This window comes from Sphingomonas asaccharolytica NBRC 15499 (assembly GCF_001598355.1).
GTDB lineage: Bacteria > Pseudomonadota > Alphaproteobacteria > Sphingomonadales > Sphingomonadaceae > Sphingomonas > Sphingomonas asaccharolytica.
Map to the genome: position 1 here is coordinate 1 of NZ_BCYU01000042.1, position 15,750 is coordinate 15,750.

The following is a 15,750-nucleotide window of genomic DNA, read 5'->3' on the forward strand; positions in this document are numbered from 1 at the left end:
CCGGCGGCCCGAGCGTGACCACCGCGGGGATCAACGCGGCCAACAAGGTCATCACCAACGTCGCACCGGGCGTGATCAGTGCGGCCTCGACCGACGCGGTCAACGGCTCGCAGCTGTTCGCGACCAATCAGGCGGCGAATGCGGGTTGGAACGTCCGCACCAATGGCGATGCGGCGACCAATGTCGCGCCAGGCGGCACGGTCCAGTTCATCGACGGACAGAATATCAAGGTCACGCGCACCGGCACCGATATAACGGTCGCCACCAACCCCAATTTGACGGCCAACAGCGTGACGGCGGGCGGAACGGTGCTGAACACTAGCGGCCTGACCATTGCCGGCGGGCCGAGTGTCACCACCACGGGGATCAATGCCGGCGGCCTGGTCGTCACTAACGTCGCGCCGGGCGCGGTCAATGCGGCCTCCACCGACGGGATCAACGGCTCGCAATTGTTCGCGACCAATCAGCAGGTGGCGACGAACACGACCGACATCACCAATCTCGGCAACACGGTCAACAACATCAACAATGGCGGTGGCATCAAATACTTCCACGCCACGTCGACGCTCGCCGACAGTCAGGCGCTGGGTACGGACTCGGTCGCGATCGGGCCCAATGCGGTCGCCAATAACGCCGGCGACATCGCGCTCGGCAACGGCTCGACCACGACTGCGGCAGTTGCGACCGGTGGTATCACGATCAACGGAACCAACTACGCCTTTGCCGGAACCGGCCCCACCAGCACGCTGAGTATCGGTGCGGTCGGCGCCGAGCGGACGATCACCAATGTCGCCGCCGGACGCGTCGACGGCGCCTCGACCGATGCGATCAACGGGTCGCAATTGTTCGCGACCAACCAGGCGGTCGACAGCCTCGGCTCCAACGTGACCAACCTCGGCGGCACCGTCACCAACCTGGGCAACACGGTCACCAATCTCGGCAACACCGTGACCAGCATCGGCGCCACCGTCACCAACATCACCAATGGCGGCGGCATCAAGTACTTCCATGCCACCTCGACCCTGGCCGACAGCCAGGCGCTGGGCACGGACTCGGTCGCGATCGGGCCCAATGCAGTGGCCAATAACGCCGGCGACATCGCGCTCGGCAACGGATCGACCACCACGGCGGCAGTGGCGACCGGCGGCATCACGATCAACGGCACCAATTACGCCTTCGCCGGCACCTCGCCGACCAGCACGCTGAGCATCGGTGCCGTCGGGGCCGAGCGGACGATCACCAATGTCGCAGCAGGGCAGGTCAATGGCGGCTCGACCGATGCGATCAACGGATCGCAATTGTTCGCGACCAACCAGGCGGTCGACAGCCTCGGCACCAACGTGACCAATCTCGGCAACACGGTCACCAACCTGGGCAACACGGTCACTAACCTGGGCAATACGGTGACCAGCATCGGGGCGACCGTCACCAACATCACCAATGGCGGCGGCATCAAATATTTCCATTCCACCTCGACGCTCGCCGACAGCCAGGCGGTGGGAACCAACAGCGTCGCAGTCGGGCCTCAGGCGGTAGCCAACAACACCGACAGCATCGCGATGGGCAACAATGCGGTGGCGAGCGTCGACGGCTCGCTGGCGCTGGGCAGCGGATCGCTGTCCGATCGCGCGCTCGCACCTTCGATCGGCGCCATCCCTGCGGGCCTGGGCTTCGTGCCCTACAATACCAGCGATGCCACCCTGCTTGGAGCAGTGTCGGTCGGCAACGCGACGACCGGCGAATATCGCCAGATCATCAATGTCGCGGACGGAACCGCAGCGAATGACGCGGTGACGCTCCGTCAGCTTCAGGGCGCGATCGGATCGGTGTCGGTCACCTCGACCAAATATTTCCACGCCAATTCCGTGGCTTTGGACTCGCTTGCCGTCGGGACCGACTCCGTCGCGGTGGGACCGACCACGGTCGTCAATGGCGACAATGGCGTCGGTATCGGCAATGGCGCGGTGGTCGATCAGACCGCGCCCGGCGGCACCGCGATCGGCCAGAATGCCCGGGTCTCGCGGGCCGACGGTATCGCGCTCGGCACCAACTCGGTCTCGACCGGCATCCAGTCGATCGCGATCGGACCGGGCGCCAATGCCAGCTTCGCGGGCAGCGTCGCGCTTGGCGCGGGCGCGGTGACGACGGTGGGGTCGCGGATCGGCTATTCGGCTTATGGCCTGGGCACGCCGCAAAGCTCCGCCGGCGAAGTCTCGGTCGGCGCGGCGGGCGCCGAGCGCCAGGTCACCAACGTCGCGGCAGGCTCGGCGCCGACCGATGCGGTCAATGTCAGCCAGCTTAACCAGGTCGCGCAGAACACCGCCACCTCGCTCGGCGGCGGCGCGTCCTACAATCCCACCACCGGCGCCTATACCGCGCCGAGCTACGCGGTCGGCGGCAACACCTACAACAATGTCGGCGATGCGCTGGGGGCGCAGAACACCCAGATCACCAACCTCGACAATCGCGTGACCAATATCGCGGGTAGCGTCACCACGGTCGCCAACAACGTCACCAACCTGGGCAACAGCACGGCGGCGGGCCTGGGCGGCAATTCGACCTATGATCCGACCACCGGCACCGTCACGACCAACCTCAACGTCGGCGGGAGCAACTACAACAATGTCAACGACGCACTGCAGGCGATCAATCAGACCGCCGGCGCGGGCTGGAACATCCAGGCCAATGGCGGTCCGTCGACCAACATCGGGTCGAACGGCACACTCAACGTGACGGCGGGCTCCAACACCGTCGTGACGCTGAACGGCAACCAGCTCCAGGTCGCGGTGGCAGACAACCCGACCTTCGCCGGCACGGTGACCGCCAATGGCGGCCTCGCCGTGGGGCAGAATACGGTCGTCAACATGGGCGGCAATGTCGTCCAGAACGTCGGCGCCGGTGCGGTCAACGCGACCTCATCCGACGCCGTCAACGGCTCGCAACTCTACAAGGTGCAGCAAGTCGCGGGCAATTCGGTGCAATATGATGCCGGCGGCAAATCGGTGACGTTCAACCCCGGCGGACCGGCCGCGGTGCTGAGCAATGTCGCGGCCGGTGTTGCGCCGACCGACGCGGTCAACGTCCAGCAGCTCAACAGCGGTATGGCCAGCACGCTGGCGTCGGCCAACGCCTATACCGATATCAAGCTTGCCGGGATCCAGTACGACCTTGGCAGGGTCCAGCGGAATGCCAATGCCGGAACCGCCGGCGCCTTGGCGGCAGCGGGCCTCCCCCAGGCGTTCGAGCCCGGGCGCGGCATGCTCGCTTTCGGTGCCGGCACCTATCAGGGTCAGTCGGCCTTCTCGCTCGGTCTTTCGCGCGTGATGGATGACGGTCGCACCATCTTCAAGGCCGGGGTGACCTACGACACCCAGCAGCGGGTCGGTGCCAATGCCGGCTTCGGCATCCAGTTCTGATCCATAGGAGGATGCAATGAGAATGAGGTTCCTCGCGCTTGCGCTTCTCGTCGGTCCCGGTCTTTCGGGTTCATTCGCGGCGACGGCCAAGGATGACGCCGCCGCGTCCGCTCCGGTCTATGTGGCAAAGGTCGATCCGGATGCTTTCCCTCACCGGCCGCTGGAGGAAAAGAAGCTGGGCGCGACGGTCAGCCCGGCCGCGGTGCGGATGATCACGCCTGGTGTCGACAAGTTCAGCATCTATCGGCTGATCGGCCCGCCCCATTTCGGCGAAGGCATCACCCGGCGGTGGAACTATGTGCTGTTCTTTCCGGTCGCGCCGGGAAGCCTCGAGCGGGTTCGGTGCCGGATGGAGATCCAGTTCGAGCGGCCGCCCGGCCATTATAGCGTGACCGTGTCCGAGGTGATCTGGCAGGATCAGGCCTGTGCGGACCGGGTTGCGGCTGCGCGCTGATTAAGCGAGAGGCGGCGGCATGCGATTGTTCGGACAGCTCGCCGCCTTTCTGTTGGTCTGTATCGGGGCGCCCGCGTCGGCCCAGACGTTCGGACCGCCGATCCAGGGCCTGTGCCTGTTGTCGCGCACCGGCGCGATCGGCGCGTCGCGGGCGGGCCAGTCGATGCAGGCGCAGCTCAAACAGATGCAGGCGTCGCTGTCGGGTGATCTCGCGCAGCGGCGGAACGCGATCGAGCAGCAGCGGCGGCAGCTGGAGGCGCGCCAGAACGCCACTGCGCCGATCGAATATCAGCGGCAGCTGGCCGCGCTCGATCAGCAGGCGCGCGAAATCGAGCAGCAGCAGAATGTCCGCTTTATCGCCGCCCAGGAGCACGGCCAGCAGCAGATCGATCGCGCGTTGAACGAGGCGCTCGGCCGCGTCGTGACACGCAACGTCTGCAGTTTGGTGGTCGAACGCAACAACACCTATGGCTGGAACAACGCCATGGACATCACTCCCGCCGTCACGCGTGAGATGGACAGCTTGGTGCAGACGGTCACGCTCAAGTAGAGCGACCCGGCCGCAAACCGCCATATTGTCCCAATGGCGATAGGCAGACTTGACATGTCGCCCTTCCCGGTAAAGGTAGCGTTACCAAAGCAACGAGGGGATGGCTGGACATGGCCGGCTGGGAAACGTTTTCCGCCGAATTTTTGCCTGCGGACTGGCGGCAAGGTCGCTTTGTCGGCCGTGTGGCGCGTGCCGACGGGCCGAGTCCGGTGCTCGTCGTCGACGGCGTGGTGTATGACATGGCACATGTCGCGCCGACCGTCTCCGACCTTTTGGCGCGGCGCCTGTTCGATCCTGCGGGCGGCGAACGCCTTGGCGCGATCGAGACGCTCAACTGGCTGAGCCCGATTGACTTGCACTGCATCAAGGCGGCGGGCGTGACCTTCGCGGTGTCGACGCTCGAGCGCGTGATCGAGGAGCGCGCGCGTGGCGATGCCGGGGCAGCGGCGGCGATCCGCGATCGTCTTTCCGCGCATGTCGGCGGCGATCTGCGTGCGGTGGTGCCGGGATCGCCCGAGGCCGCCACGCTCAAGGACAAATTGATCGCCGACGACATGTGGTCGCAATATCTCGAAGTCGCGATCGGTCCCGATGCGGAGATCTTCACCAAGGCGCCGGTGCTGTCGGCGGTCGGGTTCGGCGCGATGATTGGCGTGCGCTCCGATTCGACCTGGAACAACCCCGAGCCCGAAATCGTGCTGGTGGTCGATGCCGATGGCGAGGTAGTCGGCGCGACGTTGGGCAACGACGTCAATCTGCGCGATTTCGAGGGCCGCTCGGCGCTGCTGCTGGGCAAAGCCAAGGACAATAATGCGGCGTGCGCGATCGGCCCGCTGATCCGCCTGTTCGATGGCGATTTCACGCTCGACGACGTGCGTGCCGCAGCGGTCGACCTGACGATCGAGGGCATGGACGGCTATCGCCTGACCGGGTCGAGCAGCATGGCGCAGATCAGCCGCGATCCCGCCGACCTGGTGCGCCAGGCGATGAGCGAGCACCATTATCCCGACGGTTTCGCCCTGTTTCTGGGCACGATGTTCGCGCCGACCCAGGATCGCGATGCGCCGGGCCGCGGTTTCACCCACAAGGAGGGCGATATCGTCACGATTTCGAGTGAAAGACTGGGTACGTTGGTCAACAAGGTTACCAGCGCAAAGGCGGCGCCGGCATGGGCGTTCGGAATCGGCGACCTGATGCGCAACCTCGCCGCGCGCGGGCTGTTGACGCCGCAACCGGTGCTCGCAGAGGCCGCGAACTGATGTTGCAGGCCGCCATCAATAGTGCCCGCGCGAGCTATCCCAGTCTCGCCGACAAGCGCGTGCTGATCACCGGCGGCGCGAGCGGGATCGGCGAGGGGCTGGTCGAGGCGTTCGCCGCGCAAGGATCGCGCGTCGCCTTTGTCGATGTGCAGGACGATGCGGCGCGCGCGCTGGTCGACCGGCTCGGCGGTTCCGAAGCGGTGCTCTACAGCCGCTGCGACCTGACCGATCTCGATGGACTCAAGGCGCGCTTCGCGGCGATCGAGGAACAGCTCGGCGGTGTCGACGTCCTGATCAACAACGCCGCCAATGACGACCGTCACAAGATCGACGAGATCACCCCGGCCTATTGGGACGACCGGATGGCGGTGAACCTGCGCCACCAATTCTTCGCCAGCCAGGCAGTCATCCCGGCAATGCGCCGCGCGGGCGGCGGGGCGATCGTCAATTTCGGGTCGATCAGCTGGCATCTCGCTCTGCCCGATTTGCTGCTCTACCAGACCGCCAAGGCGGCGATCGAAGGGCTGACGCGGGCGATGGCGCGTGACCTTGGCCGCGACGGCATCCGCGTCAACGCGGTCATTCCGGGCAATGTCCAGACGCCGCGTCAGGAACGCTGGTATACGCCCGAGGCCGAGGCCGAGCTGGTCGCCGCGCAATGCCTCGACGGACGCATCCAGCCGGCCGATGTCGCGGCTTTGGTGCTGTTCCTGGCTTCCGACGATGCCCGGATGTGCACGGGCCACGAATATTTCGTCGACGCGGGCTGGCGGTGACCGGCACGCCCGCGGTCGTCGCCCCGGTCGGGGCAATGCTGGGCGAGGGGCCGGTATGGATCGGGGACGCGCTCTGGTTCGTCGATATCAAGGCACCGTGCGTCTATCGCCTCGGCGGTGATGGCGACGTCACGCGCTGGGCCGCGCCGGCACCGATAGGCTGGGTGATGCCGTCCGCCGGTGGTGGACTGGTCGCGGGCCTCAAGACCGGCATCCATCGCTTCGACCCGACCGACGGCAGCTTCTCGGCGCGGATCGAGGTCGAACCCGAGTTGCCGGACAATCGGCTCAACGATGCAGTGGTCGGTCCCGACGGTTCTTTATGGTTCGGGTCGATGGACGATAGCGAGGCGCAGGCGTCGGGCCGCTTCTACCGCCTGTCGGACGGGCAGGTCTCGGACACCGGGCTGCCGCCCGCGGTCGTGACCAATGGCCCGGCGATTTCGCCCGACGGCCGCACGCTCTACGTCACCGACACGTTCGCGGGAACGATCGGTCAGGCGGACATCAGCGACGACGGTTCGCTGGGTCCGCTGCGTCCGTTCGTCACTATCGACAAGAGCGATGGCTATCCCGATGGCCCGACCGTCGATGCGGACGGCTGCGTGTGGACCGGCTTGTTCGGCGGCTGGAGCGCGCGGCGTTACGACCCTGCGGGCGCGCTGATCGAAACCGTGCGCTTTCCGGTAGCCAATGTGACCAAAATTGCGTTCGGCGGCGCCGACCTGCGGACTGCCTATGCGACCACCGCGAAGCTCGCGCTCGATGCCGCCGCGCTCGACGCGCAGCCGCTGGCGGGGCACCTCTTCGCGTTCGACGCCGGAGTCGCCGGTGTGCCGGTCAACGCCATATCATCACGACAAGAACGATAACGGGAGAGCAGAATGAACGGGGGAGCGACACGGGCCAATAGCGGCCTCATCGCCATGATCGTCGCGGTGGCGACGATCGGCGGATTGTTGTTCGGCTATGACAGCGGCGCGGTGAACGGCACCCAGCCGGGGCTCAAGGCGGCATTCGGCCTGAGCGAGAGCGGGCTCGGCTTCACGGTCGGGTCGCTGCTGATCGGTTGCTTCATCGGCGCGTTCTTCGCCGGCACGCTCGCCGACCGGATGGGCCGCCGCAACGTGATGCGGATCGCGGCCTTGCTGTTCCTGGGCGGTGCGCTGGTCCAGGGCTTCGCGCACCTCCAGCCGATCTTCGTGACCGCGCGGATCATCGGCGGCATGGCGGTGGGGGCGGCAAGCGTCCTGTCGCCCGCGTACATCTCCGAAGTCGCACCGGCCAACATCCGCGGCCGGATGACGACGGTTCAGCAGATCATGATCATCTCCGGCCTGACCGCCGCGTTCGTGGTCAATTACTATCTCGCCGCCGCTGCCGGCGCGTCGACCGAAAAGCTCGGAGGGCTCGAGGCGTGGCGCTGGATGTACCTGATGCAGGCAATCCCGGCGGCGGTCTTTCTGGCCGCTTTGTTCCTGATCCCGGAGAGCCCGCGTTTTCTCGTCTCGAAGGGTCGCGAGGGCGAAGCGGAAGTCGTCCTCACCCGGCTGTTCGGCGCCGATACCGCCGCGACCAAGCTCGCCGAGATCCGCGGCAGCTTCAGCGCCGATCACCGGCCACAGCTGCGCGACATCCTGGATCCCGTGAAGGGCGGCATTCGTCCGGTGGTCTGGGCCGGATTGCTGCTCGCGGTGTTCCAGCAACTCGTCGGGATCAACGTGATTTTCTATTACGGCTCGACCCTGTGGCAACTCGCTGGCTTCACCGAGAATGACTCGCTCCTAATCAATATCGTGTCGGGTGTGGTGTCCATCGGCGCGTGCCTGGTCACCGTCGCCCTGGTCGACCGGATCGGGCGCAAGCCGCTGTTGCTGATCGGTTCGGCCGGAATGGCGGTGACGTTGTTCGGCCTCGTCTATGCATTCAGCCAGGGCTCGCTCGACGCCGCGGGCAAGCTCCAGCTGTCGCCGGAACTCGGCACCATCGCGGTGGTCGCCGCCAACCTCTACGTGATCTTCTTCAACCTGAGTTGGGGCCCGGTCATGTGGGTGATGCTGGGCGAGATGTTCCCCAACCAGATTCGCGGCTCGGCGCTGGCGGTGTGCGGCTTCGCGCAATGGTTCGCGAACTATCTGGTCGCGCAGAGCTTCCCGGTGATGGCCGCCAAGTTGGGGCTCGCAACCAGCTACACTTTCTACGCGGTGTGCGCCGTGATCAGCTTCTTCCTGGTCCAGAAGTTCATCCACGAGACCAAGGGCAAGGAACTCGAGGAAATGACCGGCTGACGCCGGGCGCCAGGAAAAAAGAAGGGCGTGGGAAGCAGCTGCTTCCCACGCCCTTTTCGTTTCTATGAGCGATCAGCGGCGGATGGTTACCGGGCGGCCATCATAGATCACGCTGCGTGCCGGGTTGGCGCTGAAGTCGGGCGCCGCGGCGGTGCGCGGACCGTAGAAGCGCACCGAGATCGACCGCTTCGCCGTCATCCCGTCATAGCCGCCGGTCTGCGCGCCGATCGTCAGCGTGCCGCTCTTATCGTCCCAGCGGATCGGGATGCGCGCACATTTGCCCTTGGCATAGCCGTCGCTGAGGCCGTCATCCTCGTAGAGCGAGTAGGTCCCGTCCGCGCCGGTGAAGACCTGGAGCACGATCGGTCCGCCTGGCTGTTCGCTTGTCGTTTGCACGTCGGGGCCGGTCGGGACAATCGCGCCGGCCCGGACGAACAGCGGCATGCGCTCGTACGGCGCTGCCGCGGTGATCGACTGGCCGCCGGAATAATAAGTGCCGCGATTGAAGTCGTACCAGCCGGTCCCGGCGGGCAGATAGACTTGCCGGCTGCGCGCCTTGAATTCGGAGACCGGGGCGACGAGGAACGACGGCCCGAACATATATTCGTCGTTGATCCCCCAGGTTCGCCGGTCGGCGCCGAAATCCATCACCAGCCCGCGCATGATGCTGCCGTCGGTGAACCAGGTGTCCGCCGCGCTGGTGTAGATGTACGGCATCAGGCGGTAGCGAAGCTTGTCGTACCAGATCATCGACGCCTGCATCGCCGGATCCTTGGCCGAGATCTCGTAGATTTCGCGATACGGGAATTCGCCGTGACTGCGGAACAAAGGCGAGAAGGCGCCGAACTGGAACCAGCGCAGGTTGAGCTCGCGCCATTCGGGCTGGTCGGCGGGACGCTGCTGCGTATAGCGGTCCTCGACCGCGAAACCGCCGATATCCTGGCTCCAATTGGGCAGCCCCGACATCGACAGATTGACGCCGGCCGAGATCTGGTCGCGCAGATTGTCCCAACGCGCCGCGACGTCGCCCGACCAGACCGCCGCGCTCGACCGCTGGATGCCGCCGAACGCCGAACGCGTCAGGATGAACGGCCGCCGTCCCGGCTCGACGCGGCGCAGATTGTCGGCAACGCCCTCGACATGGACGAGCGGATAGGTGTTGAACTCCGCGGCGCCGGGCCCGCGCGCGGTCGGCCCCATCTGGAACGCGCGTTCCTCGATCGACAGGTTCGAATGCCAATCCGGCTCATCCGAATCGAGCCACCAGCCGTCGAACCCTTTCGACACCAGCTTGTCGTTGACCTGGTCGAAAAACAGGTCGCGGGCACCCTTGGTATAAGGATTGTAGAAGGTGTTGGCGTAGCCGGGGCCGACCCAGTCCTTCTGCCCTGCTTCGAGCGGGCGGCGATAGAGATAACCCTTGGCGTCGAGTGCCTTGCCGTTGGCGGTGGTCGGATAGAATTTACCCCACACCGAGATCATGATGTGCGCGTCGAGGCCGTGGACGTCATCGACCATCTTCTTGGCATCGGGGAAGCGGCTCGTGTCGAAATCGTGGCTGCCCCATTGGTCGTCGACCCAATAGCGCCAGTCGAGCACGATATTGTCGAGCGGGATGCCGCGCTTGCGATATTCGCGCACCACGCCGACCAACTGGTCCTGCGTCTCATAGCGCTGGCGGCTCTGCCAGAAGCCATAGGCCCATTTGGGCATCAGCGTGGCCTTGCCGGTGAGCGCGCGATAGCCCGCGATCGCGCCATCGATACTGCCGCCGCCGCCGATGAAATAATAATCCAGGTCCTTGGCGACGTCGGACGTCATCCACAGCGAGTGGCGATCGGCGGCGGGCAAGGGATCGTTATGGACCAGTCCGATATAGCCGGCATTCGGATCCCACTCGACCCGGATCGCGACGGGTTTGCCGGCGGTCATCGGCAGGTCGAAATTGTGGAACCACGGATTCCAGTTCTGCCGCCAGTGCGACATCACCAGTTTCCCGTCGGCAAAGACCTTCATGTAGCTCGACGCGTAGAGCCGGAACTTGTGCACGCCGCTCTTGTCGGCCGTGACATTGCCGGTCCAGACGACGCGCTGCTCCTGGGTGTTGACCCCGGCGGTGTTTTGTCCGCTCTCCCCCGAGGCCTTGGTCGCCGCCTTTCCCGCGGCAGGCCATTTCTTCTGGTCGCGGATAAAGCGATAATCGATCGTCGCTTCCTGGCGGCTGGCCGCGAGCTTGCCGCCAAGATAATAATCGGCCTTCCAGCCCGTTTTGCCGCCGCTCGTCACCTTGAGGGCATCGTCGCCGACCAGAGCATAAGGCTGCGGATTGCCGAACCTGGTGATCCCGTCATTGTCCCAGAGCAGGCCGTAGCCGCGGGTCGAGACGAGGAATGGGATGGCGATATCCATATTGTGCTGGGCGAGTTCGACGTCCTCGCCATTGTAATTCATCTGCCGGTTTTGATGCTGGCCGAGCCCGTAAAAGCCCTCGTCGGTGCCGCGGTTGAATTGCTGGCTGGCCGAGAAATACGGTTTGCCTTCGACCGACACCGGGCGGAACGCCGCGCGCGGCGCCTCGGCGAGGAGCGGCTTGCCGGCGGCGTCGAGGAAGCTGACCGATCCGTCGGCCAGGCGGATGCGCGCGCTGGCCTTGGGCAGCTTGAGCGTGACATAACCGCCGGCCCTGGTGACGATCGGATCGCCGTCGGGTCCGGCGATCACCATCAAGCTGTCGGGCACGCCGTCGAAATCGGTCCCAGGCACCGCGGTCACGCGGAAGCTGGCGTCACCATAAGCGAGCACGCGAATGCGTTTCGCCGGGCCGGACAGGGGTGTGACCACGACGCCGTGATCGATCTTCGCCACCGATCGATCCGCCGCCGGCGTCGCCGCGGCCGCGTCAGCCGCCAACGCGGCTACGCCTCCGGCCCCCGCCAGCGCGATCGCCGCAGAGCCCAGCATCAACCATCGCATCGCCGTCATTTCCATGCCCCCATCGTCACTTTGAGCCACACCGGCGTGCCGGTGAAGTTGAGCCCGTAATCGGTCTGATCGCCGTTCCAGACGCGCTCGACCACCCAATTGCCCTGGGCGTCGAAATGACCTTCCTCGACCCGCAGCATTATTCCGTTACCTCCGCTGGCGTCATCGACGCGCAGGCGGACATTGGATCCGGTCAGCAGGAACTGATCGGGGCCAAGCTGCGCGACCAAGGCGCCGCCCGCGGGCTTGCCTTTGGTCGGCGCGGGATCAGTCTTGATCCAGGTCCAGTCGCGTTCGCCGAACTGCCATTGATCATATTGAGCGGTGATCTTCCATCGCCCGAACGTCGTCGTCTGGTCGGCGCCGTCGTCCATCTTGGCTGTCCCCCAGACCGGATGCTCGAACGCGATCCGCGCCCAGCTTTTCGCAGCCGGCGCGAGCAGGCGATATTTGGAGGCAAAGGCATCGATCGTCGCGTCGTCGAGTTCCTTGGCGCCGAGCGGATAATTGACATAGCCGGTGTCGTCGAAACCGAACGGCGAGAAGCCGATCGCGCCCTTGCCCAACGTCGGCCACAGGAAACGGGCATATTCGGCGGCGTTGCCGGTTTCGGGCACCATCAGCGGATTGTCGGGCCGCGCGTAGAGGTCGAGATACTTGGCATAGGCCTTGGGATCGCGATTGTAGATGTCGGGCGCGACCAGGGCGATGTGCGGGGCGGCGGCGCGCCACACGTCGATCACCGGCCAATCTGGTCCGCCGCTGGCGCCGCCGGACACGGCCGGGCCGAACGGGTCGCTCAGCGCCGCGTTGCAATACATGGGCAGGTTCTTGATCGCCTGGCCGGCGGCGGCGACTTCGTCGATATAGCGCGCGACGTACCAGGCGTTGAACGCGGTGTCGGCGAGCTTGCCGAACGCCTGGGTCCAGGTTCCCGACTTGCCGGTCTTGGCAGCGAGCGGCCGCGGGATCGGCTGCGCGAACAGTCTCTGCGCTTCGGGCGAGAAATCTCGCGCCGAGCGATAGCTGCCGCTCTCATTCTCGACCTGGACCATGATCACGCTGTTCTGCGGATCGTCGGTCTTCAGCCGCTGCATCAGCGCGGTGAACGCGCGCTTGTCGGCGTCGAGCGTCGTGCGGGCATGCGGGCTCATCGCGTAATGCGCCTTGCCGTCGCTGGTCCGCATCCGCGGAAAGCGCGTATTGTCGCTGCGCACCCAGGCCGGGGCATAATTGGACGAGGTGTTCTTCCACGCGCCGAACCACAACAGCACGATCCGGACATTGTGCTCGCGCGCGCCTTTCAGCAGCGCATCGAGATAGGAGAAGTCGAACTTGCCCTCGACCGGCTCGATCTGTTCCCAGGCGATCGGGATCTCGAGCGTATTAGCGTGCAGCCGCTCGACCATCGGCCACACCTTGGGCAATTGGCTCGGGTAATTGCTCGAATTGTTCGCCTGGACGCCGAGCATCAGATAGGGCGCGCCGTCGACGAACAGTGCCGAGCGCCCGTCCTTGGTAACGACGCGCGGCAATTCCCCCGCGGCGTGCGCCGGTAGCGCGAGCCCGGCCAGCAGCAACGGCAAGATGCGGATCAGACGCCGGCTCATCGTGCCGCCGCCGGGCACACCGCGCCGCTGGGATCGGTGGCGAGGTGGATATCGGCGACCGACAGCGCGAACGGGGCACTCGCGGTCAGCGACCACGGAGTCGTCACGCCGGTCATGTCGGCGCCGCGATCACGCAGGCATTTGAGGCCGATGCGCACCGTCCGCCATTGCGGACCGGCAGCGAAGAGGGGGGTAGCATCGACCTTCGCGGCGCCGAAGCCGAGCGTTACCGGCCCCGACGGCGCGGCATCGACGCGATAGGTCATTTCGAGCACCAGCTCGGCATTGGTCTCGCGCGTCAGGTTGAGCGGCACGCCATTGATCGCGATCGTCGCGTCACGCCCGGCAGGCCAGGTCAATCGCGCCGCGCCTTCCTGGATATGTGGCCCGTCTACGGCCGCGCGCGTCACACCCGAGTCCGGCGCCCAGGCGTACGGCGCCGGGACCTTGCCCTTGGCGAAGAACAGGTTGGTGTTGGCCAGCCCGGGATCGACCCCGGCCACTTCGCCAAGCACGCCGACCTTGCCGGGTTTGGCGTAGCTCAGCCCATAACCGAACGCGAACAAGGGGTCGTAGCCCGGTTGCCCGGTGTTGAGCGTGAATTGGCCCGCGGTCTTCGGCCAACTGTAGGATAGCCGGCCGGTGAAATCCTTGCGCGGCTTACCGTTGCGCGTGCCGATCAACACGTCGGCGATTCCGCCGCCTTCGCTTCCCGGCAGCCAGGCCGCGACGAACGCGTCCGACTGGTTGAGCTCGGGGTTCACCCAGAGCGGCCGGCCCGACAGGAACACCGACACGGTCGGGATGCCCGCCGCGCGGAGTTTCTTGAGCAAGGCCAGCGCCTCCTTGTCGCCGGGCTGGAACTCGAGCGTCCTCACGTCGCCGCGCATTTCGGCATAAGGCGTCTCGCCGAACACGACGATCGCGGCATCGGGCTTGTTGGCGAAGCTGCCGTCGGCCGACAGGGTCGCCGAGCCGCCACCGGCCTTCACCGCCGCGGCGATGCCCGAATAGATCGACTGCGCATTGGGGAAATCGGCGTTGCTGTTGCCGTCGCCTTGCCAACTCAGGGTCCAACCGCCCGACTGCATCGAGATCGAATCCGCGCCAGGACCCGTGACGAGCACATTGGCGCTCGCCTTGAGCGGCAGCACGCCGTCATTCTTGAGCAGCACCAGGGTCTTGGCCACGGCTTCACGGGCAAGCGCGCGATGCGCGGGCGAACCGAGCACGTCGGCACGACCTTCCCATGGCCGCGCGGCGTCGAACAGGCCGAGCGCGAATTTGACGCGCAGGATACGGCGCACCGCATCGTCGATCCGGGTCATAGGGATCACGCCCGATTTCGCTTCCTTCAGCGTGTTGTCGAACAGATCGCGCCAGCTGTCCGGCGCCATCGCCATGTCGAGCCCGGCGTTGAACGCGATCGCGCAGTCGGTGTTGCTGCAGCCGGGGACCTGGCCATGGCCGTTCCAGTCGCCGACGACGAAGCCGGCAAAGCCCATCCGTCCTTTCAGGACGTCGGTCAGCAACGATTTGTTGCCGTGCATCTTCTGCCCGTTCCAGCTCGAATAGGACGCCATCACGGTCATCGTTCCGGCATTGATCGCGGGCGGGTAGCCTTGCGCGTGGAGGCGGATCAGCGTCGCCTCGTCGATCTGGTCGTCGCCCTGGTCGACCCCGTCCTTGGTTCCGCCGTCGCCCAGGAAATGCTTGGCGCTCGCCGCGACATTGCCCAGCTGGATGCGGCCCTTGCCGGGGTTGCCCTGCAGTCCGCGGATCATCGCGCCGGCATAACGCGCGGTGATCGCGGGGTTTTCCGAATAGCCTTCATAGGTGCGACCCCAACGGTCGTCCTGCGGCACCGCCAATGTCGGTCCGAAGGCCCAGTCGATGCCCGTCGCGGCGGTCTCCTCGGCGGTGGCGCGGCCGATCCGGGTCATCAGCGCGGGATCGTTGGCGGCACCGAGGCCGATATTGTGCGGAAACAGCGTCGCGCCGACCACGTTCGAATTGCCGTGGACCGCGTCGATGCCGAACATCAGCGGGATCGCGACATGGTCAGGCCGCGCTTCGTTGGTGACCGCGGCGAAGGCTCTGGAGGTCGCGACCCACGGCGCCTGTGGCGAGCGGTCGGGGCTTCCGAGGGGCGGCGAACTGCCGCCGGCGAGGATGCTGCCGAGCGGATATTTCCGGAGATCCTCTGGCTTGATCGAGCCGATATCGGCCTGGATCATCTGCCCGATCTTTTCCTCGAGCGACATCTTCGCCATCAGCGCGGTGATCTTCGCCTCGGTCGCGGGAGTCACCAGACCGCGGCTCTTCGCGGCGGGCCAAAGTGCTGGGTTGGCAATATTCGGCGCTTCCGGCGCGCCGGCGACCGCAGTCGCGCCGATCATCGTCGCGGATAACAAT

The 15,750-nt window shown here is 65.8% G+C and carries 10 protein-coding genes; 7 read left to right on the forward strand and 3 right to left on the reverse strand.

What is annotated here, in order from left to right:
* The 7 genes from SAS01S_RS12515 to SAS01S_RS12545 all read left to right on the forward strand — a co-directional run.
* A partial coding sequence (locus SAS01S_RS12515; protein ID WP_174544959.1) for a YadA-like family protein occupies nt 1–3,416 on the forward strand: 3,416 nt, incomplete at its 5' end.
* A gap of 16 nt (nt 3,417–3,432) precedes the next feature.
* Entirely contained in the window at nt 3,433–3,870 is a 438-nt protein-coding gene (locus SAS01S_RS12520; RefSeq protein ID WP_066808498.1) for an outer membrane protein assembly factor BamE, read from the forward strand.
* Between the two features lie 19 nt (nt 3,871–3,889).
* Complete coding sequence (locus SAS01S_RS12525) at nt 3,890–4,420, forward strand: OmpH/Skp family outer membrane protein (protein ID WP_066808500.1); 531 nt, start codon at nt 3,890–3,892, stop codon at nt 4,418–4,420.
* Between the two features lie 110 nt (nt 4,421–4,530).
* Nucleotides 4,531–5,679, forward strand: a complete 1,149-nt coding sequence (locus SAS01S_RS12530; protein WP_066808503.1) for a fumarylacetoacetate hydrolase family protein — start codon at nt 4,531–4,533, stop codon at nt 5,677–5,679.
* On the forward strand, nt 5,679–6,455 hold the full coding sequence (gene xylB / locus SAS01S_RS12535) for a D-xylose 1-dehydrogenase (RefSeq protein WP_066808505.1): 777 nt from the start codon (nt 5,679–5,681) through the stop codon (nt 6,453–6,455). The genes SAS01S_RS12530 and xylB overlap by 1 nt, the downstream gene beginning before the upstream one ends.
* Nucleotides 6,452–7,327 (forward strand): SMP-30/gluconolactonase/LRE family protein, encoded by an 876-nt coding sequence (locus SAS01S_RS12540; RefSeq protein ID WP_439646840.1) that lies wholly within the window; start codon nt 6,452–6,454, stop codon nt 7,325–7,327. Before xylB ends, SAS01S_RS12540 begins: the two co-directional genes overlap by 4 nt.
* A gap of 12 nt (nt 7,328–7,339) precedes the next feature.
* The gene (locus tag SAS01S_RS12545; RefSeq protein WP_066808507.1) at nt 7,340–8,743 is read left to right on the forward strand and encodes a sugar porter family MFS transporter; all 1,404 of its coding nucleotides are present in this window, start codon (nt 7,340–7,342) and stop codon (nt 8,741–8,743) included.
* Nucleotides 8,744–8,815: 72 nt separating this feature from the next.
* Here the strand turns inward: SAS01S_RS12545 and SAS01S_RS12550 are convergent, their stop codons facing one another.
* The 3 genes from SAS01S_RS12550 to SAS01S_RS12560 are packed head-to-tail and all read right to left on the reverse strand — an operon-like array spanning nt 8,816 to nt 15,734.
* A complete protein-coding gene (locus tag SAS01S_RS12550; RefSeq protein WP_245656888.1) occupies nt 8,816–11,725 on the reverse strand; it encodes a glycoside hydrolase family 31 protein in 2,910 nt (969 codons plus the stop codon).
* Nucleotides 11,722–13,335: a DUF5597 domain-containing protein gene (locus SAS01S_RS12555; RefSeq protein WP_066808572.1), complete on the reverse strand. Its 1,614-nt coding sequence runs from the start codon at nt 13,333–13,335 to the stop codon at nt 11,722–11,724. Before SAS01S_RS12555 ends, SAS01S_RS12550 begins: the two co-directional genes overlap by 4 nt.
* On the reverse strand, nt 13,332–15,734 hold the full coding sequence (locus SAS01S_RS12560) for a glycoside hydrolase family 3 protein (RefSeq protein ID WP_439646841.1): 2,403 nt from the start codon (nt 15,732–15,734) through the stop codon (nt 13,332–13,334). Before SAS01S_RS12560 ends, SAS01S_RS12555 begins: the two co-directional genes overlap by 4 nt.
* Nucleotides 15,735–15,750 lie beyond the last annotated feature (16 nt).

Coding starts and splice junctions, on each gene's coding strand:
- SAS01S_RS12520 (WP_066808498.1), top strand. CDS start 3,433: ATGAGAATGAGGTTCCTCGCGCTTGCGCTTCTCGTCGGTCCCGGTCTT.
- SAS01S_RS12545 (WP_066808507.1), top strand. CDS start 7,340: ATGAACGGGGGAGCGACACGGGCCAATAGCGGCCTCATCGCCATGATC.
- SAS01S_RS12555 (WP_066808572.1), bottom strand. CDS start 13,335: ATGAGCCGGCGTCTGATCCGCATCTTGCCGTTGCTGCTGGCCGGGCTC.
- SAS01S_RS12550 (WP_245656888.1), bottom strand. CDS start 11,725: ATGACGGCGATGCGATGGTTGATGCTGGGCTCTGCGGCGATCGCGCTG.
- SAS01S_RS12530 (WP_066808503.1), top strand. CDS start 4,531: ATGGCCGGCTGGGAAACGTTTTCCGCCGAATTTTTGCCTGCGGACTGG.
- SAS01S_RS12525 (WP_066808500.1), top strand. CDS start 3,890: ATGCGATTGTTCGGACAGCTCGCCGCCTTTCTGTTGGTCTGTATCGGG.
- SAS01S_RS12560 (WP_439646841.1), bottom strand. CDS start 15,734: ATGATCGGCGCGACTGCGGTCGCCGGCGCGCCGGAAGCGCCGAATATT.
- xylB (WP_066808505.1), top strand. CDS start 5,679: ATGTTGCAGGCCGCCATCAATAGTGCCCGCGCGAGCTATCCCAGTCTC.